The organism is Arthrobacter flavus, from assembly GCF_039526005.1.
GTDB classification, from domain to species: domain Bacteria; phylum Actinomycetota; class Actinomycetes; order Actinomycetales; family Micrococcaceae; genus Arthrobacter_D; species Arthrobacter_D flavus.
Genome location: NZ_BAAAIJ010000032.1, coordinates 36,607 through 59,776 on the forward strand (window position 1 = coordinate 36,607; position 23,170 = coordinate 59,776).

Here is a 23,170-nt window from a genome sequence, read left to right on the forward strand (position 1 = left end):
TTAACCTCCGAAGACAACCGCGAGATGACGGATGGAGAACGCGACCATGGTGACCGCCCACAGCCCGACAACACCCCAGAGCAGCTGGCGCTGGTACTTGGGGCCCTTTTTCCAGAAGTCGATCAGGATGACGCGCAGACCGTTGAACGCGTGGAACACGATCGCTCCTACCAACCCCAGTTCGCCCAGGCCCATGATGGGGTTCTTGTAGGACTCGATCACTGCGTCATAAGCCTCGGGGGACACGCGCACCAACGAGGTGTCGAGCACATGGACCAGGAGGAAGAAGAAGATCACTACTCCGGTAATACGATGGGCTACCCAGGACCACATGCCTTCACGGCCGCGATAAAGGGTGCCTGCTGGTGTCTTCGACACTGAAATAACCTCCCCTGCAACGCCCGGCGTCTGCGTGTCTGCCACGCAGGTAAGACGCCGATGCGAAAGCACTCTTCACTTGATCCTAATGTAGGCTCCGTCACCCCGGCAGACAATTTAGGCTTCCCTACGCTGTGACATTCTTAACAGGGGCTGTGGGGGTGGGCCTCTTGACAGGTGGGAACCTGTCAAAGCGTGCCATGCAGGTGCTCAGCCGTGAGAATTTTGTGGAGTGCACTACCGTGGAAACGATGACTACGCAAAGGGCTGGTGCCCAGAACCCAGACGAGGCGCTCAGGCGTTTCTATGGCGTGATTCCCGCCGGAGGGGTAGGGACGCGTCTCTGGCCGCTGTCGCGGGCCGCTGCCCCCAAGTTTCTGCACGACCTGACCGGGTCCGGCAGTACCCTGATCCGCGCCACCTATGATCGGCTGGGGCCGCTGAGCGGGGACCGCATCATGGTGGTCACGGGGAAGGTCCACCGCAGCGCCGTCCTGAAGCAAATTCCGGAGATCCAGGACGCCAACCTGGTGCTCGAGAGTGAGCCGAAGGACTCTGCTGCGGCGATTGGTCTTGCTGCGGCGATCCTGTACCAGCGTGACCCCGAGATCATCATGGGCTCCTTCGCGGCCGACCAGGTCATCACCCCGGTCGACGTGTTCCAGGAGGCAGTCCGCGAGGCGATTCACACGGCAGCGCAGGGGTATATCGTCACCATCGGGATCAAACCCACCCTCCCCGCCACCGGATTCGGGTACATCAGGGCCGGCAGGAACCTCCACCTCGACGGAGCGCCCAGCGCCCACTCCGTCATCGAGTTCGTTGAGAAACCCTCCGAGGAGGTGGCGCGCGGCTACCTGGAGACCGGAAATTACTCCTGGAACGCTGGGATGTTCGTTGCCCCGGTGGCACTGATGCTCCGCCACCTGGAAGCCAACGAGCCCGAGCTCTACACCGGCCTGACCGAGATTGCCGAGGCCTGGGATACCCCGTCACGGAGCGAGGTCGCCCGGCGGGTGTGGCCAACCCTCCCGAAAATTGCCATTGACTACGCCGTTGCTGAACCTGCCGCGGCTGCCGGTGACGTCGCAATGATTCCCGGGAACTTCAGCTGGGACGACGTCGGGGACTTCGCTGCCATCGGTCGGCTGAACCCGGCCATCGAAAACAGCAAGCTGACCGTGATGGGCGAAGGGGCCAGAGTGTTCTCCGACAATGCCTCGGGCATCGTCGTCTCGGACACCAAACGGGTGATCGCGTTGATCGGGATCGACGACGTCGTCATCGTCGACACCCCCGATGCCCTCCTGGTTACCACCAAGGAGCACGCCCAGGAAGTGAAAAAGGCCGTCGAGCACCTGCGCGCCAGCGGCGAAACGGACGTGCTCTAGCCCCGCTAGGGTCCATCCGGTCGCTTCATCCTGCTGCACAGTTCTATGGTGTGGACCGGCTGTGGCTAGGCTGGAGTGGTGCAAACCAACCGCAGTGCGCCAACCGTTCCGTCTGCCGCCCCTCCCATCGGGGTGTGGCTTGCGCCCATGCTCGAGGAGCTGACCCGGTTCCGACGCGATCTGCACATGCACCCCGAACTTTCGCATAAGGAATACCGCACCACCGACCAGCTGGTCGAGCGTCTGGCGGCGGCAGGGTTGGTGCCGCAGCGGCTCGAATACACAGGGCTCTTCGTCGACATCGGTGAAGGCCCCATCCGTTTGGGGTTGCGAGCTGACATCGACGCGCTGCCGGTACTCGAGGAGACAGGGCTGCCGTACGCCTCGGCGTCGACCGGCATTGCCCACGCCTGCGGGCACGACATTCATGCGACGGTGATGCTCGGCGTCGCGCTGGTCCTGGCAAAAATGCATGCCGACGAACCGTTGGGCGGACGCATCCGGATCATCTTCCAGCCCGCTGAAGAGATGATGCCCGGTGGCGCGCTGGAGGTCATTGAACAGGGAGTGCTCAATGATGTGCCCCGGATTGTTGCGCTGCACTGTGATCCCCACATCGACGTCGGACTCGTGGGAACCCGGATTGGTGCAATCACCTCCGCTTCGGACACCGTCCGGGTCGAGCTCACCGGGAGGGGCGGGCACACCTCACGCCCCCATCTGACCGAGGACCTGGTGTTCGCGCTGGCAAATATTGCTGTGAATGTTCCAGCGGTGCTGTCCCGCCGGATCGATGTCCGCAGCGCCGTGTCGGTGGTGTGGGGGCAAATCCACGCCGGTAGCGCACCGAACGCCATCCCCGGCCACGGTTTCATGTCCGGCACCATGAGGTGTCTCGACGGTGAGGCGTGGGAAGCGGCCGGCGACCTGTTGGACAGCACCGTTCGCCAGATCGCCGCACCCTTCGGCGTCGACGTTCACCTGGAACACACCCGTGGAGTGCCGCCGGTCATCAACACCGAGGCAGAGACCGGCCTGCTCGAAGCGGCGACACGGGCGGAACTGGGGCAGGACGCCGTCGTGCTCACCCCGCAGTCGATGGGCGGGGAAGACTTCGCGTGGATGACCCAGGCGGTGCCCGGTGCCATGATGCGTCTGGGCACGCGGACCCACGGTGGCGAGACCTACGACCTGCACCGCGGCGACTACAACCCGGACGAGCACGCCATCAGCTGCGGCGTCCGGGTGATGGCCAACGCGGCCCTTCGGGCTATCCGCGGCGTGAGGTATTAGCCTTCGCCGGTCGTGAAAACATCCCGGATCGATCCCGGGGTGTGGGGGTGGCCGGAATAGAGCTGGCACGGGGCAGGTTACGCCCCAGGTGAGTACATCAGTGAATACCCGTCCGCCCCTGTCAGTCCTCGATCTCGCCACAGTGGGCGTCGGGAAGTCCTCGGGGCAGGCACTAGCCGACAGCACCACCCTCGCGCAGGCAGCCGACCGGTTGGGATTCAGACGCTTCTGGGTGGCCGAACACCACAACATGCCGGCCGTGGCGTCCACTTCCCCGCCCGTCCTGATGGCGCATCTGGCGTCGAAGACCGAGCAGATCCGGCTCGGCTCCGGGGGAGTGATGCTCCCCAACCATGCGCCCTTTGTGGTCGCTGAGCAGTTCGCTCTGCTCGAAGCGCTCTACCCGAACCGGATCGACCTGGGGATCGGCAGGGCTCCCGGCACGGACCAGGCCACGGCGATGGCGCTGCGGCGGCAAGCCGGCGGACTTGGCGTGGAAGAGTTTCCCCAGCACGTCCTCCAGGTAATGAGCCTCCTCGGCGACCACCGATCGCCGGATCAGGCGCTGAATCTGGTTGCGACGCCGTCGGCCACCAGTTTCCCCGAGGTGTGGCTGCTCGGATCCAGCGGATATTCCGCTCAGCTCGCCGGCATGCTCGGCGTCCGGTACAGCTACGCCCACCACTTCGGCAACGAGGACCCGGCAGCCATCATGAATCTCTACCGGTCCAACTTCCAGCCCTCGCCGGTCCTGGATGAGCCGCACGCCATGCTGGCCACCTCGGCGCTCACCGCCGACACGGAGGAGGAAGCCCAATACCTCGCCGGTCCCGCCCGGATCATGGCGTTGGCCCTCCGCTCGGGGAAATTGGGCCCCATTGTGTCCCCCGAGGAGGCCGCGGCCCGCGTTCTCACCGACCAGGAACTCATGGTGCTGGATCACCTTCCGGCCATCAAGGCCGTCGGCACGCCCGCCCAGGTGGTCGAACGCCTGGACACCCTGGTCCAGCTAACCGGAGTGAACGAGCTGATGATCACCGGGACCACGTACGACGTCGCCTCCCGGGTCTCCTCGCTGGAAGCCTTGAGTGCCGCGTGGTCGGCGAGTGTTTCCAATGCACTACCCGTTGGTAACAAATCCTGAACAATGTGATTTCCGTCGCCTGATTTGGTAGGTGCTGGGCCGGCACGCCGCTAGAGTATGCTCATATCGTGCCGGCCCCGGCACGGCCCAGTGCCTACGAAAAATCAGTGAAAACAGAGCCCTGCACCCGTTCGCGTGGTCAGGGGCGGTCACTCATTGAGGTCTTCAGCCGTGGGGCCCATTTCTTTCTGGAGGAATTTTGAAGAACTCACAGCGCACCACTACGCGTCTCAACAACAAGACGGCCCTCTCCGCCGCGATGCTCGGTGTTTCGGCACTGCTGATCGCCGGTTGCGGCGCAGCACCTGAAGACTCCGCAGGCTCGGATGAGAGCGCCGAAGCAACTGCAGCCTCGATCGACTACACCGGCTGCATCGTCTCTGACCAGGGCGGTTTCGACGACGAGTCGTTCAACCAGTCCAGCTACGAGGGCATCACCGCGGCCCAGGAAAACCTCGGTATCGAGGTCCGCCAGGCCGAGTCGCAGGCCGAGACTGACTTCGGCCCGAACGTCAACTCAATGGTTACCGAGGGGTGCGACATGATCGTCACCGTCGGGTTCCTCCTCTCCGCAACCACCGGCGAGGCAGCCGAAGCCAACCCTGACACCAACTTCGCCATCGTCGATGACAACCAGATTGAACTGCCGAACGTCAAGCCCATCATCTATGACACGGCTCAGGCAGCATTCCTTGCCGGTTACACGGCCGCTGGGACCACCGAGACCGGCACCGTAGCCACCTACGGCGGCATCCAGATCCCGACCGTGACCATCTTCATGGATGGCTTTGCCGACGGCGTTGCCTACTACAACGAGCAGAAGGACGCCGACGTCCAGCTGCTCGGCTGGGACAAGGAAGCTCAGACCGGCACCTTCACCGGCGACTTCGAGTCCCTCGCCAACGGCAAGACCAACACCGAGAACTTCATCAACGAAGGCGCCGACATCATCATGCCGGTCGCCGGCCCCGTTGGTGCAGGCACCATCGAAGCAGTCGAGGAAGCCAACGCCGACGGCGCCGACGCCAAGGTGATCTGGGTCGACTCCGACGGGTTCCTGACCGTCAACGCCGGCAACGAGTTCATCCTGACCTCGGTCATGAAGCTGATGGGCGAGGCCGTTGAAGAAGTGATCAACACCGACGTTGAGGACAACTTCGACAACACCCCCTACGTTGGCACCCTTGAAAACGGTGGCGTGGCCCTCGCGCCATTCCACGATCAGGAGGACGCCGTGTCCGAAGAACTGATGGCCGAACTGGAAGAGATCGAAGCGGGCATCATTTCAGGCGACATCGTTGTGGAATCTGAAGCCAGCCCACAGCAATAACCGCTTTGGCATAACGCGCCGCTGCTCCGCGTGAGGGAATACCGCACACGGAGCAGGCGGCGCGTTTTGCGTTTAGGCTGGTGACCAGCAAAAATCTTATCGACCAGTTCGGCGGCTCCCTCCGCTGAGATCTGGTCCTGATTCAGAACAGGTGGTTGGAGTCCGTTGCTGCTCGAACTGCAGGGAATAACAAAGAGGTTTGGCACCCTGGTGGCCAACGACTCCATCGATCTGATCGTCAAACCCGGCGAAGTGCACTGCCTGCTGGGCGAGAACGGTGCAGGCAAATCCACGCTGATGAATGTCCTCTACGGACTCTACGAACCGACCGAGGGCAGCATCCTGCTCGACGGCAAGGACGTGACCTTCAACGGTCCGGGCGACGCCATGGCCGCGGGAATCGGCATGGTGCACCAGCACTTCATGCTGGTCCCCGTCTTCACCGTCGCCGAGAATGTGGCCTTGGGAGACGAGGCCACCCGCGCCGGCGGTATCCTCGACCTGGAGAAAACCCGAGCCAAGATCCGGGACATCTCCGACCGGTACGGGTTCGACGTCGACCCCGACGCCCTGATCGAGGACCTCCCCGTCGGCGTTCAGCAGCGAGTCGAGATCATCAAGGCCCTTGTTCGCGACGCGAGCATCCTGATCCTCGACGAACCCACCGCCGTCCTCACCCCGCAGGAAACCGACGAACTCATTGAAATCATCGGTCAGCTGAAGGCAGCAGGCACAGCCATTGTCTTCATCTCGCACAAGCTGCGGGAGGTCCGCGCCGTCTCCGACGTGATCACCGTGATCCGCCGCGGTGCGGTGGTGGGCAGCGTTCCCCCGAGCACCAGCACCACCGACCTCGCGAACATGATGGTCGGCCGCCAGGTGAGCCTGAGCCTCAACAAGGAACCGGCAACTCCGGGAGAACGCACCTTCCAGGTCCGGAACCTCACGGTCCAGTCCGCCACCGGGCAACGCCTGGTCGACGACGTCACGTTCGACATCGCCGAGGGAGAGATCCTCGCCGTCGCGGGCGTTCAGGGCAACGGCCAGACCGAACTGACCGAAGCGATCATGGGTCTGCAGCCCCATACCAGCGGCTCGATCACGCTGAAGGGCACCGAACTGATCGGGATGAAAGCCAAGGATGTGATCCGGCAGGGGGTCGGGTTCGTTCCCGAGGACCGGACGGTTGATGGACTCATCGGCGCCTTCTCGGTCGCGGAGAACCTGATCCTCAACTGGTACAACGAAGCCCCCTTCGCCAAGGGCCTGGCCATGAAACCCGCGGTGGTGCAGGCCAACGCCACAGCAAAAATCGCCGAATACGACGTGCGCACCCAGTCACCCGACTCAGCCGTGGCCACGCTGTCGGGCGGAAACCAGCAGAAAGTGGTGCTGGCACGCGAGCTGTCACGGCCGCTGCACCTGTTCATCGCCTCCCAGCCCACCCGCGGCGTCGACGTCGGGTCGATCGAGTTTCTACACAAGCGCATCGTTCAGGAGCGCGACGGCGGCACCCCGGTGATGATCGTGTCGACCGAACTTGATGAGATCAGTGAACTGGCTGACCGGATTGCCGTGCTGCATCGCGGAAAGCTGATGGGTGTGGTCCCCGGCAGCACCACTCGCGACATCCTCGGACTGATGATGGCCGGAATGACGGCGGACGAGGCCTTCGGCCAGTCCGCGGAGGAGAAAAAATGAGTTCACAGGCGCAATCCGGCGATGCCTCGCGCAGCGTCCTGCACCGGATCATGGGCGGCAGCACACTGGTGGCGCTGCTGGCGGTGGTGCTGTCGATCGTGCTCGGCGGGCTGCTGATCGCGGTGACTGACGAGCGGGTCGCTGAAACGTCGTCGTACTTCTTCAGCCGCCCCGGCGACATGCTCTCGGCGGCGTGGGAAGCGGCCAGCGGTGCCTACATCGCCCTGTTCCAGGGTGCAGTGTTCAACCCGCGCGCCGATACCTTTGCCGCATCGATCCGGCCTTTCACTGAAACGCTCACCGTCGCGACCCCGTTGATCCTCGCCGGTCTCGGCGTAGCCATCGCGTTCCGCACCGGACTGTTCAACATCGGCGCCCAGGGCCAGATCATCATCGGCGCGACCTTCGCAGCCTGGGTAGGTTTCACCCTCGAACTGCCGCCAGGTATCCACCTGCTGATCGCGGTGCTCGCCGGGTTCATTGGCGGCGCCCTGTGGGGGTTCATCCCGGGCATCCTCAAAGCCCGCACCGGAGCCCACGAGGTGATCGTGACCATCATGCTCAACTATGTGGCCGTGTACCTGGTGGCGTATCTGCTCTTCACCCCGGCCTTCCAGAACCCGGGATCATCCAACCCCATCAGCCCCCGACTCGACGACTCGGCAATGTTCCCGCTGATCCTGGGGTCCAGCTACCGGTTGCATCTCGGTTTCCTGGTGGCCATCGCCGCAACCTACGGCGTGTGGTGGCTCCTGAACCGCTCAACGACCGGGTTTGAACTCCGTGCGGTGGGTGCCAACCCGCACGCCGCCCGTACCGCCGGTATCAGCGTCACCAAAGGGTACGTTGTGGTCATGATGCTCGCCGGTGGGCTCGCGGGCCTCGCCGGCGTCGCCCAGGTTGCGGGCACCGAGAAGGTCCTCACGGGCGGTATCGCTGCCAGCTTCGGTTTCGATGCCATCACCGTCGCGCTGCTGGGCCGGTCCCACCCCTGGGGTGTGTTCTTCGCCGGGTTGCTGTTCGGCGCGTTCCGCGCTGGCGGTGTCCAGATGCAGACCCAGACCGGCACCCCCATCGACATTGTCCTCGTGGTGCAGTCACTGATCGTGCTGTTCATCGCGGCTCCGCCCCTGGTCAAAGCCATCTTCAGGATCGACCAGAAAAAGAAGAAAAAGCAGTCCAACAAGCCTGACCGCTCCGAGGACATCACCACTGCAGCTGGAGGCCTGGCGTGAGCACCGCAACAGAAGCGCGGCCCAAGAGGCAGGCGCACAGTGACACCGTAAGGAATTGGAAAGCGCCCATCGGGTTCGGCATCGGCGCCCTGGTTGCCGTCCTGGTGTTTGCCGTCGGTAGCCCAGCCCAGACGGCGGTCTTCCGCATCTCCGACGATTCAGACCGGTTCCGGCTGGCCGATGTCGTGTTGCCCGCGACAGCGGTGGGGTGGTTCACCGCCGTCGCACTGACGCTGCTCGCGGTCTACGCGTTCCTGCAGGTCAGGAACGGCCGGAAGCTCAACAAGTGGATTCCGATCATCTATGGCGTGTTGTTCATGATCGGTTTCCTCACCTGGGTCGTGGGAAGCGCTAACACCCCCAGCATTTCCCTATCGGGCCTGATCGCTGGATCGGTCACCCTCGCCATCCCACTGATCTTCGGGTCCCTGTCGGGCGTCCTGTGTGAGCGGGTGGGAGTAGTAAACATCGCCATCGAAGGCCAGTTGCTATCCGGCGCGTTTGCGGCGGCAGTTGCAGCCTCGATTTCCGGGAACGCTTACGTCGGGTTGATTGCCGCCGCGTTCGCCGGGACCCTGGTTTCCCTGGTCCTCGCGGTATTCAGCATTAAGTATTTCGTCAACCAGATCATTGTCGGAGTGGTCTTGAACGTGCTGGTTTCGGGCCTCACCGGGTTCCTGGCCTCGACTCTCCTGAGCCGCGACCCCGCCGTGTTCAATTCCCCGCCCAGCCTGCCGGACATCAGCATCCCGCTCCTCTCCGAACTGCCGATCATCGGTGCCATCCTGTTCAAGCAGAGCATCGTCGGCTACCTCATGTATGTGGCAGTGATAGTGATCTACATCGGGCTCTTCCACACCAAGTGGGGGCTGCGCGTGCGGGCCGTCGGCGAGCACCCGCAGGCAGCGGACACCATGGGTATCAAGGTCAACTCGACCCGGTTCTGGAATGTGTTGCTCGGTGGAGCGGTGGCCGGATTCGGTGGAGCTTTCTTCACCCTCGTCTCCGTGAGCGCTTTCTCCAGAGATATGACGGCTGGCGCCGGCTACATCGCCCTGGCCGCTCTGATCTTCGGGCGGTGGAACCCGATCGGTGCGTTCTTCGCAGCACTCCTCTTCGGCTTCTTCACCAACCTGCAGTACGTGCTATCCATCGTCGGCACCTCGGTGCCGAGCCAATTCATGGCCATGCTTCCGTACATCGTGACCATTCTCGCCGTCGCAGGGCTCGTCGGGCGTTCCCGGCCTCCGGCAGCCAGTGGCACCCCGTACATGAAGGAGTGATCGTGGCCTCGACGCCCGCTGAATCCGAGCTGATTCCCTGGGACCAGCTCACCGCAGCCGCTACCGCAGCGATGCGACGCGCCTATGTGCCGTACTCGAAGTTCCCGGTCGGCGCCGCAGCCCTGACCGACGACGGACGAATCGTCTCCGGATGCAATGTAGAGAACGCCTCCTACGGGCTGACCCTCTGCGCTGAGTGCTCACTGGTGAGCCAGTTGCACATGACCGGCGGCGGCAAGCTCGTCGCGTTCAGCTGTGTTGACGGCGACGGCAACACTCTGATGCCCTGCGGGCGCTGCCGGCAGCTCCTGTACGAGTTCCGTGCGCCCGGTATGTTGCTCCTGACGGTCAGCGGCATCAAGACCATGGATGAGGTGCTCCCCGATGCGTTCGGCCCCGAGCACCTTGCCTGAGACTCACCCAGCGGATCCCCGCCCCTAAGACTCCCGAAGTAAAGGACACCCCACCCATGTCTGAGCAGTTCGACGCCGTCGATATCATCCGGATCAAGCGGGACAAAGGCATTCTCAGCCCGGCGCAGATCGACTGGACCATCGACGCGTACACCCGCGGAGCCATCGCCGATGAGCAAATGGCCGCCCTCAACATGGCGATCCTCCTGAACGGCATGAACCGTGAAGAGATCAGCAAGTGGACGACGGCGATGATCGCCTCCGGCGAGCGGATGGACTTCTCCTCGCTCGGGAAGGCCACCAGCGACAAGCACTCAACGGGCGGCGTCGGGGACAAGATCACGCTCCCACTGGCACCCCTCGTCGCGGTCTTCGGGGTAGCAGTCCCGCAGCTCTCAGGACGTGGACTGGGCCACACCGGGGGCACCCTGGACAAGCTGGAGTCCATCCCGGGCTGGCGCGCCGACCTGACAAACGACGAAAAGATGCGCCAACTGGCCGACGTTGGAGCCGTGATCTGCGCAGCAGGCGCCGGTCTGGCGCCCGCCGACAAGAAGCTCTACGCGCTGCGTGACGTGACGGGTACGGTCGAAGCGATCCCGCTCATCGCGTCCTCGATCATGAGCAAGAAAATTGCCGAAGGCACCGGGTCGTTGGTGCTCGATGTCAAGGTCGGCAGCGGTGCGTTCATGAAGAATCTGGATCAGGCCCGGGAGCTGGCGCGCACCATGGTCGCCCTGGGCCAGGATGCGGGCGTCAACACCGTTGCGTTGCTCACGAACATGGCCACCCCGCTGGGCCTCACCGCTGGCAACGCCATTGAGGTGGAGGAATCGGTGGAGGTGCTGGCCGGTGGTGGACCACAGGACGTGGTTGAACTGACCGTCAGGCTTGCCGAGGAAATGCTTGCCTGCGCCGGGGTGAAGGACGCAGATCCGGCCGCCGCGCTGCGGGACGGGCGCGCCATGGACGTATGGAACAAAATGATCGAGGCCCAGGGCGGCGACCCCCGCGCCACCCTCCCGGTAGCTAAGGAATCCGAGACCATCTACGCTCCCGCCGACGGGGTCCTGGTGGAACTGGACGCATTGTCCGTCGGGGTTGCCGCCTGGCGCCTCGGGGCCGGACGTGCCCGGAAGGAAGACGCAGTGCAGGCTGGGGCCGGAATCCGGATGCACGCCAAGCCCGGGGCTCTGGTGCGGGCGGGAGAGCCGCTGATGACCCTGCTGACCGATACGCCCGAAAAGTTTGACCGGGCTCGCGAGGCGCTCGACGGCGCCGTCGTCATTGCGCCCGAGGGATCCAGGCCCGACTACCAGCTGATCCTGGACCGTATCGCCGAGGCGTAACAGCCGCGCCGTCGCACCGGCTGTCCTTTAACGTCGGTCGTGTCCCCCCGTGGGTGGAGGCCGTCACCCGAAAGATCAGTCGAACGGTCGACGCGGAACAGGGCCTCGGCACCCTACCGTTGAGGTATCACAGCGGCCAGACAACCTGGCACTGACGCAACCTGACACAACCCCTCGCGAAAACAGGGGTTGTGTCAGGGGATCCACCCATGGCGGGGTCCCTCGGCGGATGGCATCGTGATAACTGTCGGACAGTCAGCGAGTGCGAAAAGGGGGTAGGCCGAACATGGACGCTGTCATCACCGTCCTGAACGCGGTCAGTACCTTCATCCTCAGCACCGCCGAACAACCCTGGGTCTACCTCCTGGTGTTCATCTGCTGCACCGTTGACGGCTTCTTCCCGCCCTTCCCCAGCGAATCGGTAGTGGTTGGGCTCGCCTCACTAGTGCTCACCCAGGGGGTCCCCGACCCCTGGCTCCTGATCGTCTCGGCGGGTCTCGGAGCGTTCATCGGCGACAACATTGCGTACGCGATGGGAAAAGCGATCGGCACCCGACGGTTCCGTTGGATGCGCTCTGCCCGCATGCAACGCTCATTTGCCTGGGCCGGGTATGAGCTGCAAAAACGAGCTGCCTCCCTGATCCTCGTGGCACGCTTCATCCCCATCGGGCGGGTGGCGGTGAACCTGACGGCAGGGGCCACCGGGTATTCACGCCGGAGCTTTGTTGGCCTCACCGCACTCTCGGCGGTGGTGTGGTCGAGCTACTCGGTCGGCATCGGCGTCCTCGCTGGCTCCTGGTTTGAGCACAATCATCTGCTCGGCGTCATGGTCGCCATCGGCATCGCCGTAGTTCTCGGGATCGTGGTGGACCGCATCATTGCAGCGGTCCGCGGCTCAACGCCGATGCGCCCGGAGCGGGCCAAGGTTAACTCGGACAGCCGCTGATGGTGCCGTTAGTCAACAGGCACCTCGGTGCTAGTCCCCTCAGAGCACCTCGCGTAAGGTAAGTGAAGTGACTGAGCCAATAATCTCCCCAGCGACCGACCTCTCCTTCGACCTGCGGAGCCTTCCCAAGGTGTCCCTGCATGACCACCTCGACGGCGGCCTCCGCCCGTCCACCATCATCGAACTAGCCGAAGCGGTTGGCCACCAGCTGCCCTCCACCGACGCGGTGGCACTGGGCGAGTGGTTCAGGGAATCAGCGAACTCCGGTTCACTGGTCCGCTACCTGGAAACCTTTGACCACACCATCGCGGTCATGCAGACCCGTGAAGGCCTGATCCGCGTAGCCCGCGAGTTCGTTGAGGACCTGGCCGACGACGGCGTCGTCTACGGCGAGGTGCGCTGGGCCCCGGAGCAGCACACCGCCCAGGGCCTCAGCCTTGACGAGGCCGTTGAAGCAGTTCAGCAGGGCCTGGACGAGGGCGTCGACGCAATCGTCGCCGGCGGCCGGGCCATCCAGGTGGGTCAGCTGATCACCGCCATGCGGCATGCAGACCGCGGCCAGGAAATCGCTGAACTGGCCGTTCGCCACCGCGACAAGGGCGCCGTCGGGTTCGACATTGCCGGCGCCGAGGACGGATTCCTGCCGTCCCGGTTCAAGGATGCATTCACCTACCTGGCAGAACACCAGTTCCCGGTGACGGTCCACGCTGGCGAGGCTGCTGGTCTGGAGAGCATCGTCGACGCCCTGGTCCACGGGCACGCGTTGCGCCTGGGCCACGGGGTCCGGATTGCGGAGGACATCGAGATTGACTATGACGAGAACAGTGACGAGCCGGAACTCGGCGTCGTCACCCTCGGCCAGGTGGCCTCCTGGGTCCGCGACCGCGGTATCGTCCTTGAGGTGTGTCCCTCCTCGAATCTCCAGACCGGAGCAATCGAAGCGTTCGGCGGGGACATCGCCAGCCACCCCATCGACCTGCTGTTCCAGCTGGGATTCAAGGTGACGGTCAACACCGACAACCGCCTGATGAGCGGTGTCACCCTGACCGACGAGTTCGAGCTCCTCTCCGAAACCTTCGATTACGACCTGGACGATCTGCTGGAGCTGACCCTCAACGCGGTCAACGCGGCGTTCCTGCCACTCGAGGACCGTGAGGCGCTTGCCGACTACGTCACCGAAGGTTTTCTTCGCGCTGATGCCTGAGTCACCGCCGGGCACCGCCTCGCCGGGAGGACAGCATCAGCTGGACCGCCTGGTTGAGGTGGTTGCCCAGCTCCGGGAACACTGCCCCTGGATGGCTGAACTCACCCACGCTTCACTCGTCGAGTATCTGGTGGAGGAATGCTACGAGTTGGTTGATGCGCTCGACGCCGTGTCAGGCAGTGCTGCCAGCGTTGACTCGCCGGCCAACCTGCGCGGGGAACTGGGTGATGTGCTGCTGCAGGTGGTGCTCCACGCCCAACTGCAGCGGGAGCAGCATCGGTTTGACCTCAACGATGTGATCGACGGACTGACACGCAAGATGGTCCGGCGCAACCCCCATGTCTTCGCACCCGACGGAACGCTGCGGCAGAGCTTTCCCGCCTCAATCGAATCGATCGTTGAGACCTGGCATCAGGTCAAACGTGCTGAGGAGCCCGACCGGGTTGATCCGTTCCACGGCATCCCCAGGCACCTTCCCGCGCTGGCTCTGGCCGCCAAGACATTACGTCGGGCCGGTGACCCGCTGTTTGAACCAACGGCAGCCGGGCCGGGCACCGAACCGCACACCGAAGCCGAACTGGGGGAGCAGCTGCTCGCCGTGGTGCAGCGATCCATCGCGAGCGGGCTCGACCCGGAGCGGGCGCTGCGCTCCGCGACGCTGCAATTCCAGGAACGCTCACGCGCCAGTCTTCTGGAGGACATGAACGGCGCCACGACAGAGGTTTCCACTAGGCTGGGAACGAACCCAGCAACCGGGCAGGCCAGTCCTGACCGGACGCTTTGAGATTCTTCACCCCAGGACCAAAGGAGCAATACATGGCCATCATCGACGCCATCCACGCACGTGAAATCCTCGATTCCCGCGGCAACCCCACCGTCGAGGTGGAAGTACTGCTCGACGACGACACCTTCGGCCGGGCGGCCGTGCCCTCCGGTGCCTCCACCGGTGCCTTCGAAGCCAACGAACGTCGTGATGGCGATAAGACCCGCTACCTCGGCAAAGGTGTCCTGCAGGCCGTCGAAGCAGTGATCGAGCAGATCCAGCCGGCGCTCCTCGGCTTCGACGCCACCGACCAGCGGGCCATCGACCAGGCCATGATTGACCTCGACGGCACCGAGAACAAGTCAAGCCTTGGCGCCAACTCGATGCTCGGCGTTTCCCTGGCCATCGCCCGCGCTGCGGCAGAGTCCTCCAAACTGCCTCTCTACCGCTACCTCGGTGGCCCCAACGCTCATGTTTTGCCCGTTCCGCTGATGAACATCCTGAACGGCGGCTCCCACGCCGACTCCGACGTCGACATTCAGGAGTTCATGATCGTTCCCCTGGGCGCCGAGTCCTTCTCCGAGGGTCTGCGCTGGGGCGTCGAGGTCTACCACGAGCTGAAGTCCGTGCTCAAGGAAAAGGGCCTCGCCACCGGGTTGGGTGACGAAGGCGGATTTGCGCCAAACCTGCCGTCCAACCGGGATGCGCTCGACCTGATCACCACAGCTATCGAGCGCGCTGGCTACACGCCAGGACAGGACATTGCCCTCGCGCTGGACGTAGCGGCGTCGGAGTTCTACACCGACGGCTCCTATCACTTCGAGGGCAAAACGTTGTCCTCCGCGGACATGAACACCTACTACGGTGAACTGGTGCGCGACTACCCGTTGGTTTCCATCGAGGACCCCCTCGATGAAGAAGACTGGGAGGGGTGGAAAGCCCTCACCGAACAGGTCGGCTCACAGGTTCAGCTTGTCGGTGACGATCTCTTCGTCACCAACCCAGTGCGACTTTCCCGCGGTATCGAGGCCGACACCGCCAACTCGCTGCTGGTCAAGGTCAACCAGATCGGAACACTGACCGAGACCCTCGATGCGATCACCATGGCGCAGCGAGCGGGCTACACCACCATCACCTCGCACCGGTCAGGTGAGACTGAGGACACGACGATTGCCGACATCTGCGTCGCAACCAACGCCGGCCAGATCAAGACCGGTGCCCCGGCACGATCCGAGCGGGTGGCCAAGTACAACCAGCTCCTGCGGATCGAAGAAGAGCTCGACGACGCCGCCCGGTACGCAGGACGAGGCGCCTTCCCGCGTTTCACAGCCTAGTTAGCAGGAGCGGCGGCTACCCTCTTAACAGGGACGGCTTACAGGCCACCAGTCCCGGTACAGAGGATTTTGAGGAGTTTTGATGTCTACCCGCCGCCCCAAGGTGCCGCGCAGCGCCGGTCCTCAGGCGCCGCCGGCACCAGCACCCATCGACCGGCACGGGACACACGCCACGCCTCCGGCGCGGCGAACACCCAGGAAGCCCGGCGCGGGTGCTGGCAAGTCCACCGCAGCCGCACCGGCTCCACGCGGCGCGGGTCCCACCGGGAAACCGGCCGGACCCGCGCCAGCCCCAACTCCGCTGACCCCGTCAGAGGAACGGGCGAAGCAGCGGCTGCAACTTGCTGGCACCATCCGGCGGGCACGCCAACCGTTCCGACGTGAACAGCCAGCAATTGTGCCCGCCGAGGATGCCACGCCCATCCCGGCCAAATCCTTTTCCGGCCGGCTCCTGGCGCTGGCAGTAGTGTTGGTGACCATCACAGTGCTGCTGGCGCCATCGGTGCGCACCTACCTACTCCAGGAGGGTGAGCTCAACACCCTGCGGGACGAGATTGCCGCCCTCGAGGAAACCCAACTGGATTCCCAGCGGCAGCTCGCCCGCTGGGAGGACCCTGCCTATATCAAGGCTCAGGCCCGCGAACGAATCTTCCTGGTGATGCCGGGGGAGACCCGCTATGTGGTGGTGGGTGACACCGAACCAGGCGAAGCAGCGGTCGGCTCCTCCGGGGACGCTCCGCAGGATCTGCCCTGGGTCGATGCACTCTGGGATTCCATCGAACGGTCTGCAACAGACTCCTAGGGACCGCACCTGCGCCGATCACCTCCGGTGTGGCTCCCGGAGCACTGCACCTCACCCACCTCCACGAACTTCAACCACGAAAGGTTGGCGCCGACATGGACGCTGCACCCGGCACCGAGCTGACCACAGCCGATCTGGAAACCCTCAGCAGGCAACTTGGGCGTCCCGTGCGCGACGTCGTCGAAATCGGGGCTCGCTGTGTCTGCGGCAATCCGCTGGTAGCGACCACCGCCCCCCGGCTCTCCAACGGCATCCCCTTTCCCACCACCTACTACCTGACGCATCCGGTGATCACGGCTGCCGTTTCCCGCCTTGAAGCGTCGGGCTTGATGGCCGAGATGACGGCGCGGCTCGAACACGACCAGGGACTTGCCGAGAAGTACCAATCGGCGCATGAGCAGTATCTTCGCGTCCGTAAAGCCATCGGCGACCGGTCGGGGACAGGGCCTGTCCCGGAGATCGACGGCGTGTCAGCCGGCGGAATGCCCACCCGGGTCAAATGCCTCCACGTCCTGGTGGGACACTCATTGGCGGCCGGTCCGGGGGTCAACCCGCTCGGCGACGAAGCGGTTGCAGGTATTGCCCAGTGGTGGACCCGGGACATTTGTTACTGCTCCGGGGCCTGGGACACGGCCGGGTCCGCGCCTGACCGTGAACTCAGCCGGCACACCCGCACCCAGGGTCTCAGCCCGGAAGAAATCGACGCGAAACGCGCCTCCCGCCGTGCGGCTGCCGACGCGGCTGACGCGGCGGCCACCGACACAGGGCCCACCGACACAAACCCGCCGGAGAAACCATGATCCGCACAGCTGCCATCGATTGCGGCACCAATTCCATCCGGCTGCTGATCGCTGACGTGGACGACGACGGCAGGTCCCTCACCGACGTCGTCCGTCTCATGCGCGTGGTCAGGCTCGGGGAGGGAGTGGACACCACCGGTCGCCTGTCCTCGGCAGCGCTCGATCGCACCTTCACCGCGGCCCGCGAATACGCTGACCTTATCGGTCTCCATGGAGCCGACCGGATTCGGTTCGTCGCCACCTCGGCGACCAGGGATGCCGAGAACCGTGACGAGTTCATCTCGGGCATCCGCGCGCTGCTGGGGGTGGTGCCAGAGGTGGTCAGCGGGGATGAAGAAGCCGCGCTGTCATTCGATGGTGCGCTGAGTGTGCTTCCCGCGGCGGCGTCCCCGACCGATGAGTCGCTGGCGCTCGTCGTCGATCTGGGCGGTGGAAGCACCGAATTCGTCGTTGGCACCTCCGCCGGGGTGACGGCCTCACGAAGCATGGACATGGGGTGCGTCCGATTCACCGAGCGCTACCTGGCGGCAGACCCGCCCACTGCCCAGGAGATCGCGACCATGGAATCCGAGGTCCGTCGCCTGATCACCGAGGCTTCAGCAGACGTGCCGTTTGACCGGGTCAGCCGGCTGATCGGGGTGGCAGGAACCATCACCACCATCACCGCCCATGCGTTGGACCTGCCGGAGTACAGCTCGGCGGACATTCATGGCGCGGAACTGGATCAGGAGCGTGTCTGGCGGGCGTCCACCGAGTTGCTGGGCATGAGCAGACAATCACGTGCCGCCCTGCCGTACATGCATCCGGGGCGGGTGGATGTGATCGGTGCCGGAGCGCTGATCTGGCGCACCATCACCGCTCACCTGGCCGATGCCACCGGGGGCAGGGTGAAAACCTCCGTCGCCAGCGAGCACGATATTCTTGACGGTATTGCCCTCAGCCAGAACAGGAAAACCACACAGTGACCAGCCCCAGCGGAGCGTTTGCCTCCCGGCTGCGAGCCACGGCTTGCCTGCTCGGTGTTGCTGTCGCAGCAGCGCTCCTTCCCGCCCTCCCAGCTCAGGCGGATGACCTGCGGGAACGCGAATACTGGTTGGAAGATTACGGGATCGTCGAAGCCTGGGAGACCACCAAGGGTGAGGGAGTCCGCGTCGCTGTGATCGACAGCGGCGTCGACGGTTCCCACCCCGACCTTGAGGGAGTGGTGGTCGGCGGCAGCGACGTCTCGGGGTCGGGGCAGCCCGATGGACAGCTCGGCATCGGGGAAGTTGCTGAGCACGGCACCCTCGTCGCGAGCCTGCTGGCCGGGCGCGGGCACCTGCCCGATCCTCCGCCCAGCCCGTCACCATCCGACGACGACGAGGACACCGCTGATGAGTCGCCGTCGCCCGAACCGGTCGCAACGTCGGGCCCCGACACCTACGGTCGAGGATCGGACGGGATTGTCGGAGTGGCGCCCGAGTCCGAGCTGCTGGCCGTTTCCGTCTGGATTGAAGGGGAAACCAAGGGCCCCAATCCAGCGGGTATCAGCATCGACGCCCAGATCCCTAACGCTGTGCGCTGGGCGGTGGACAACGGAGCCCAGGTGATCAACATGTCGCTCGGAAGCACGTCACCAACCTGGCCGGAGAGCTGGGACGAGGCATTCCTTTATGCCGAACAGAACGACGTCGTCATCGTTGCCGCTGCGGGTAACCGTGCGGGCGGTTCCCTGCAGGTGGGCGCTCCGGCGACCATGCCCGGAGTTCTCGCCGTCGCTGGTCTGGACCGGGAGGGTGAAGCTAGCCGCGAATCCTCCTCCGAGGGAATCAGTATCGGGGTCGCCGCTCCTGCCGAGAACCTGGTGGGAGCCCTGCCGGGTGGGGTGTACGCCGATTGGTCGGGCAGCTCGGGAGCTGCGCCTCTCGTCGCTGGAACCGCCGCGCTGATCCGTTCGAAGTACCCTGACCTCTCCGCAGCGCAGGTCATCAACCGGATTCTGTTGACAGCCCAGGATGCCGGTGCCGAGGGTGAGGAACGCGACACTATCTACGGCTACGGGATTCTCGACGTGGCGGCCGCTGTGAATGCGGAGATCGCCATCCCGGAGGAGAATCTCCTGGGCTCGATGGCCGAGTTTATTGAAATTTACCGCAGGGGAGCTCCAGCACCCCCACCCGAGACTGATGCTCCCGCCGGCGAACCCACGCCGGCCGATATTCCGGAGCCTGAAGTGCCAGTCGCCGAAGACGCCACTGGCACTTCGAGCGGGCTTCCCGCGTCGATCGTGCTGGGCTTTGGTGGCCTGATTGTGGTGGTTCTTGCCGCAGGGACCTTCGCCGTCGTCCGGGCACGGAAGACAGCCTTGTCCAACCCGGTGGACGAGAACACCGACACGGATTCCCTGGCAGCGCCCGTCGAACCTCGACCCTAGGCTCGGATCCTGACGACCGCGTTCGACACTTAACGACGACTTAGTGAAGTTTTTCACAAAGTCCGGTACCATCGAGGCATGGCACTGAATCAACAGTTCTCCGATCGTCCGCGCACTCTTGTAGTCGGTGGCGGCTACGTAGGTCTTTACGTAGCCCACAAGCTACAGAAGAAGATCAAGTCCCACGGGGGCATTGTCACCCTGGTGGACCCGCTGCCCTACATGACCTACCAGCCATTCCTCCCCGAGGTGGCCGGTGGCAACATCGAAGCCCGCCACGCAGTGGTGTCGCACCGTACCCACCTGAAGCAGACCGAGTTGATTACCGGCAAGGTCACTGGCATCGACCACGCCAGCCGTACCGCGACGGTCGCCCCGGCTGACGGAAGTGAACCGTTTGAGCTGACCTACCGCGACGTCGTCATGGCCGCCGGTTCCATCACCCGGACCTTCCCGATTGACGGGTTGAAGGAGCAGGGGATTGGCCTGAAAACCATCGAGGAAGCTGTCGCTCTCCGCAACCAGATGCTGGAGCGGATCGAGACCGGCTCACTCATGGCGGCCGGACCGGAGCGTGACCGTGCGCTGACTTTCGTGGTGGTTGGCGGCGGATTCGCCGGGATTGAAACCATCACCGAGATCGAGGACATGGCCCGGGCGGCCGTCAAGAAGAACGATCGGCTCGAGCAGTCCGACCTGAGGTTTGTCCTGGTGGAAGCCATGGGTCGGATCATGCCCGAGGTGACCGAATCCCAGGCGGTGTGGGTGGTAGCCCACCTGAGGTCCCGAGGAATTCAGGTCAAGCTGAATACCTCGTTGGCTAGCGCGGTGGATGGCCAGCTGAAGCTGATCAACATGCCGGACAAGACTCCAGCGGACGAGTTCGAGACCGACACCCTGATCTGGACTGCCGGGGTTCAGGCCAACCCGATGGTCAGGTCCTCGGACTTCCCGATTGACGAGCGGGGGCGTATTCGTGCCAACGCCGAACTGCGGATCACCGGCGACGACGGGCCCCTTGAGGGTGCCTGGACCGCGGGCGATGTCGCAGCAGTTCCAGACCTTACCGGCGGCGGCGTCGGCGGCTTCTGTGTTCCCAATGCGCAACACGCCGTGCGCCAGGCCAAACTGCTCGCGAAGAACATCTACGCGCAGAACAACGGGGTCGGTCGAGTCAAGGAATACAAGCACAAGAACCTCGGTGCCGTGGCTGGCTTCGGTCAGTACAAGGGTGTTGCCAATATTATGGGCTTCGGCATGCGTGGGCTCCCCGCCTGGCTCGCTCACCGTGGCTACCACGGGATGGCGATGCCGATGTTCGAGCGCAAGTTCCGAGTGGTCTTCAACTGGGTTCTGAGCTTCGTCTTCGGGCGGGACACCACCCAGCTGATGGATTTGCAGACGCCCAAGCGTCAGTTCCGCGAGGCCGCGACGCCGCCACCGAAGAAGGCCGAAGTTCCTTCCAGTGCAGGGGCAGCGAAAAGCGATTCCTACGGAGAGCCAGCCAGGAAATAGGTTCAGCTGACTCTGCTAGTAACGGCGGCACCGACTCCTGGAGCGGGTGCCGCCGTTACTGTTTAACGGGTGGCGTTCAGCGCTGACGACCGCGCAGCGCCGTCGGTCGGGGTGGAATGGCGCTGAGCCGACCACGGTGGTGCAACGATCACGTAGTCTAGATACGACGATTCAGCCCGTCACGCCCCAGTAGCCCAATGGCAGAGGCACCAGACTTAAAATCTGTTCAGTGTCAGTTCGAGTCTGACCTGGGGCACCATCAGGCCGCACGTACTCGTGCGAAATCCCGAGTGGTTGTACCCCTCTGTGGCGAGCGTTACAAGGATGTGACCGTATTTGCTTATTTTTGACACATTTTTGCATTAGCTTTTCTACATACCAGGAACACCTGGTGATCGCATCAAAGGCACAGAATGCCTTTCGGTCGAGGAGAAAACACACATGACTGCAACACGCAACTCCGTGCGGTTCGGCATTGGAGACAATGCACCGCGCGCGGCGAAGGTCGCTGCCCTGGGGCTGGGCATCGCGCTCTTCGCATCTGCCTGCGGCGGATCCACTCCTGAAGGAGACGGCGGAGAAACCTCAGCCGCACCCGCTGCAACCGGGCTCAGCTGCCCGGAGAGTCAGGGCGGCGAAGCGCCCGAGGCCAACCCGAAGGGGGACCCGTCCGCTGTTCCTGAGGCGACGACCACCTCCGACACACCACTGGTCCTGGGAACACTGCTCCCCACCACCGGTGCACTTGCCTTCCTCGGTCCGCCCGAAATTGCGGGCACCAACCTCGCCGTTCAGGAGATCAACGAGGCCGGCGGTGTGCTCGGCCAGGATGTCGAGATCATCCACCGCGATTCGGGTGACACGACCACTGACATTGCGACCCAGTCTGTGACGGATCTCCTGTCTCAGGACGTCAGCGCCATCATCGGCGCCGCATCCTCGGGTGTCTCCCGAACCGTGATCAACCAGATCACCGGTGCTGGAGTGATCCAGATTTCGCCTGCGAACACTGCTCCCGACTTCACTGACTGGGACGACAACGGACTGTACTGGCGCACCGCACCTTCAGACGTGCTGCAGGGCCGTGTGCTCGGCAACTACATCATGGAATGTGGCGCTCAGACGGTCGGCATGGTCACCCTCAACGATGCCTACGGCACCGGGCTCCAGGGCTTCATCAGCGAGGCAGTTGAAGGCGCTGGTGGCCAGGTAGTCGCCAACGAGATGTTCAACGAGGGCGACTCACAGTTCAGCAGCCAGGTTGATGCAGTGGTAGCAGCCGAGCCGGATGCCATTGTGGTCATCAGCTTCGACCAGGCCACCAGCATTGTGCCGCTCTTGACGGCTCAGGGCATTGACCCAAGCACCCTGTTCCTCGTGGACGGCAACACCGCCGACTACAGTGCAGATCTGGACCCGGGCACGATGGAAGGTGCTCAGGGAACCATTCCTGGCCCGTTCACCGGTGACGCCTTCCAGGAGGCCTTGCTGGAAATCGACCCCGCCCTCACCAGTTGGAGCTATGCAGGTGAAAGCTACGACGCTGCGAATGTGGTCGCGTTGGCAGCTGAAGCAGCAGGTTCGACCGATGGCGCAGCAGTTGCAGCCGAACTTCAGGGTGTTACCGGCGAAGGCGAGAAGTGCTACGACTTCGCGGCTTGCGTGACCCTCCTGCGCGACGGCGAAGACATCGACTATGACGGCATCTCCGGCCCGATCACCTTTGACGAAAACGGTGACCCAACCGAAGCCTTCATCGGGATCTACGCCTTCGACGGCGACAACGTTCCGCAGCCGAGCCGTTCCGAAACCGGGCAGCTCTAAGCGGACTAGTCAGTTCAACTGATTCACTCGCACCACAAGACGGCCGTGGGGA

General features: G+C 63.9%; 20 protein-coding genes and 1 tRNA gene. 20 read left to right on the top strand and 1 reads right to left on the bottom strand.

Annotated elements, in window-relative coordinates; translation table 11 throughout:
• Positions 1-378, bottom strand: coding sequence for a succinate dehydrogenase, cytochrome b556 subunit (sdhC, locus tag ABD059_RS07825; RefSeq protein WP_343878837.1), 378 nt, complete (start codon positions 376-378; stop codon positions 1-3).
• A 251-nt stretch (positions 379-629) separates the two neighbouring features.
• On the opposite strand from sdhC, the gene ABD059_RS07830 reads away from it, so the two are divergent.
• The 20 genes from ABD059_RS07830 (at position 630) to ABD059_RS07925 (ending at position 23,118) form a co-directional block, all read left to right on the top strand.
• A complete protein-coding gene (locus tag ABD059_RS07830) occupies positions 630-1,769 on the top strand; it encodes a mannose-1-phosphate guanylyltransferase (protein ID WP_343878838.1) in 1,140 nt (379 codons plus the stop codon).
• Between the two features lie 147 nt (positions 1,770-1,916).
• On the top strand, positions 1,917-3,062 hold the full coding sequence (locus ABD059_RS07835; protein ID WP_343879180.1) for an amidohydrolase: 1,146 nt from the start codon (positions 1,917-1,919) through the stop codon (positions 3,060-3,062).
• A gap of 88 nt (positions 3,063-3,150) precedes the next feature.
• On the top strand, positions 3,151-4,206 hold the full coding sequence (locus ABD059_RS07840) for an LLM class flavin-dependent oxidoreductase (protein ID WP_343878840.1): 1,056 nt from the start codon (positions 3,151-3,153) through the stop codon (positions 4,204-4,206).
• 199 nt (positions 4,207-4,405) lie between these two features.
• Entirely contained in the window at positions 4,406-5,536 is a 1,131-nt protein-coding gene (locus tag ABD059_RS07845) for a BMP family lipoprotein (protein ID WP_343878842.1), read from the top strand.
• Positions 5,537-5,701: 165 nt separating this feature from the next.
• On the top strand, positions 5,702-7,237 hold the full coding sequence (locus ABD059_RS07850) for an ABC transporter ATP-binding protein (RefSeq protein ID WP_343878844.1): 1,536 nt from the start codon (positions 5,702-5,704) through the stop codon (positions 7,235-7,237).
• Entirely contained in the window at positions 7,234-8,472 is a 1,239-nt protein-coding gene (locus ABD059_RS07855) for an ABC transporter permease (RefSeq protein WP_343878846.1), read from the top strand. Before ABD059_RS07850 ends, ABD059_RS07855 begins: the two co-directional genes overlap by 4 nt.
• Positions 8,469-9,755: an ABC transporter permease gene (locus ABD059_RS07860; RefSeq protein WP_343878847.1), complete on the top strand. Its 1,287-nt coding sequence runs from the start codon at positions 8,469-8,471 to the stop codon at positions 9,753-9,755. Before ABD059_RS07855 ends, ABD059_RS07860 begins: the two co-directional genes overlap by 4 nt.
• A complete protein-coding gene (locus ABD059_RS07865) occupies positions 9,752-10,168 on the top strand; it encodes a cytidine deaminase (RefSeq protein ID WP_377959638.1) in 417 nt (138 codons plus the stop codon). The genes ABD059_RS07860 and ABD059_RS07865 overlap by 4 nt, the downstream gene beginning before the upstream one ends.
• 56 nt (positions 10,169-10,224) lie before the next feature.
• Positions 10,225-11,517, top strand: coding sequence for a thymidine phosphorylase (locus ABD059_RS07870; RefSeq protein ID WP_343878848.1), 1,293 nt, complete (start codon positions 10,225-10,227; stop codon positions 11,515-11,517).
• Between the two features lie 286 nt (positions 11,518-11,803).
• Entirely contained in the window at positions 11,804-12,463 is a 660-nt protein-coding gene (locus tag ABD059_RS07875) for a DedA family protein (protein WP_377959637.1), read from the top strand.
• A gap of 67 nt (positions 12,464-12,530) precedes the next feature.
• Complete coding sequence (locus ABD059_RS07880) at positions 12,531-13,667, top strand: adenosine deaminase (protein ID WP_343878849.1); 1,137 nt, start codon at positions 12,531-12,533, stop codon at positions 13,665-13,667.
• Complete coding sequence (locus tag ABD059_RS07885) at positions 13,660-14,451, top strand: MazG nucleotide pyrophosphohydrolase domain-containing protein (RefSeq protein WP_343878850.1); 792 nt, start codon at positions 13,660-13,662, stop codon at positions 14,449-14,451. The genes ABD059_RS07880 and ABD059_RS07885 overlap by 8 nt, the downstream gene beginning before the upstream one ends.
• A gap of 32 nt (positions 14,452-14,483) precedes the next feature.
• The gene (gene eno, locus ABD059_RS07890) at positions 14,484-15,764 is read left to right on the top strand and encodes a phosphopyruvate hydratase (protein ID WP_343878852.1); all 1,281 of its coding nucleotides are present in this window, start codon (positions 14,484-14,486) and stop codon (positions 15,762-15,764) included.
• Between the two features lie 82 nt (positions 15,765-15,846).
• A complete protein-coding gene (locus ABD059_RS07895; protein ID WP_343878854.1) occupies positions 15,847-16,566 on the top strand; it encodes an FtsB family cell division protein in 720 nt (239 codons plus the stop codon).
• Positions 16,567-16,661: 95 nt separating this feature from the next.
• Complete coding sequence (locus ABD059_RS07900; protein WP_343878855.1) at positions 16,662-17,366, top strand: DUF501 domain-containing protein; 705 nt, start codon at positions 16,662-16,664, stop codon at positions 17,364-17,366.
• A complete protein-coding gene (locus ABD059_RS07905; protein ID WP_343878857.1) occupies positions 17,363-18,331 on the top strand; it encodes a Ppx/GppA phosphatase family protein in 969 nt (322 codons plus the stop codon). Before ABD059_RS07900 ends, ABD059_RS07905 begins: the two co-directional genes overlap by 4 nt.
• Positions 18,328-19,779 (top strand): S8 family serine peptidase, encoded by a 1,452-nt coding sequence (locus ABD059_RS07910; RefSeq protein WP_343878859.1) that lies wholly within the window; start codon positions 18,328-18,330, stop codon positions 19,777-19,779. Before ABD059_RS07905 ends, ABD059_RS07910 begins: the two co-directional genes overlap by 4 nt.
• Positions 19,780-19,857: 78 nt before the next feature.
• Complete coding sequence (locus ABD059_RS07915) at positions 19,858-21,294, top strand: NAD(P)/FAD-dependent oxidoreductase (RefSeq protein WP_343878861.1); 1,437 nt, start codon at positions 19,858-19,860, stop codon at positions 21,292-21,294.
• A gap of 183 nt (positions 21,295-21,477) precedes the next feature.
• A tRNA-Leu gene (locus ABD059_RS07920) sits at positions 21,478-21,553 on the top strand.
• A 182-nt stretch (positions 21,554-21,735) separates the two neighbouring features.
• Positions 21,736-23,118 (top strand): ABC transporter substrate-binding protein, encoded by a 1,383-nt coding sequence (locus ABD059_RS07925; protein ID WP_343878862.1) that lies wholly within the window; start codon positions 21,736-21,738, stop codon positions 23,116-23,118.
• The last annotated feature ends 52 nt before the right edge of the window (positions 23,119-23,170 follow it).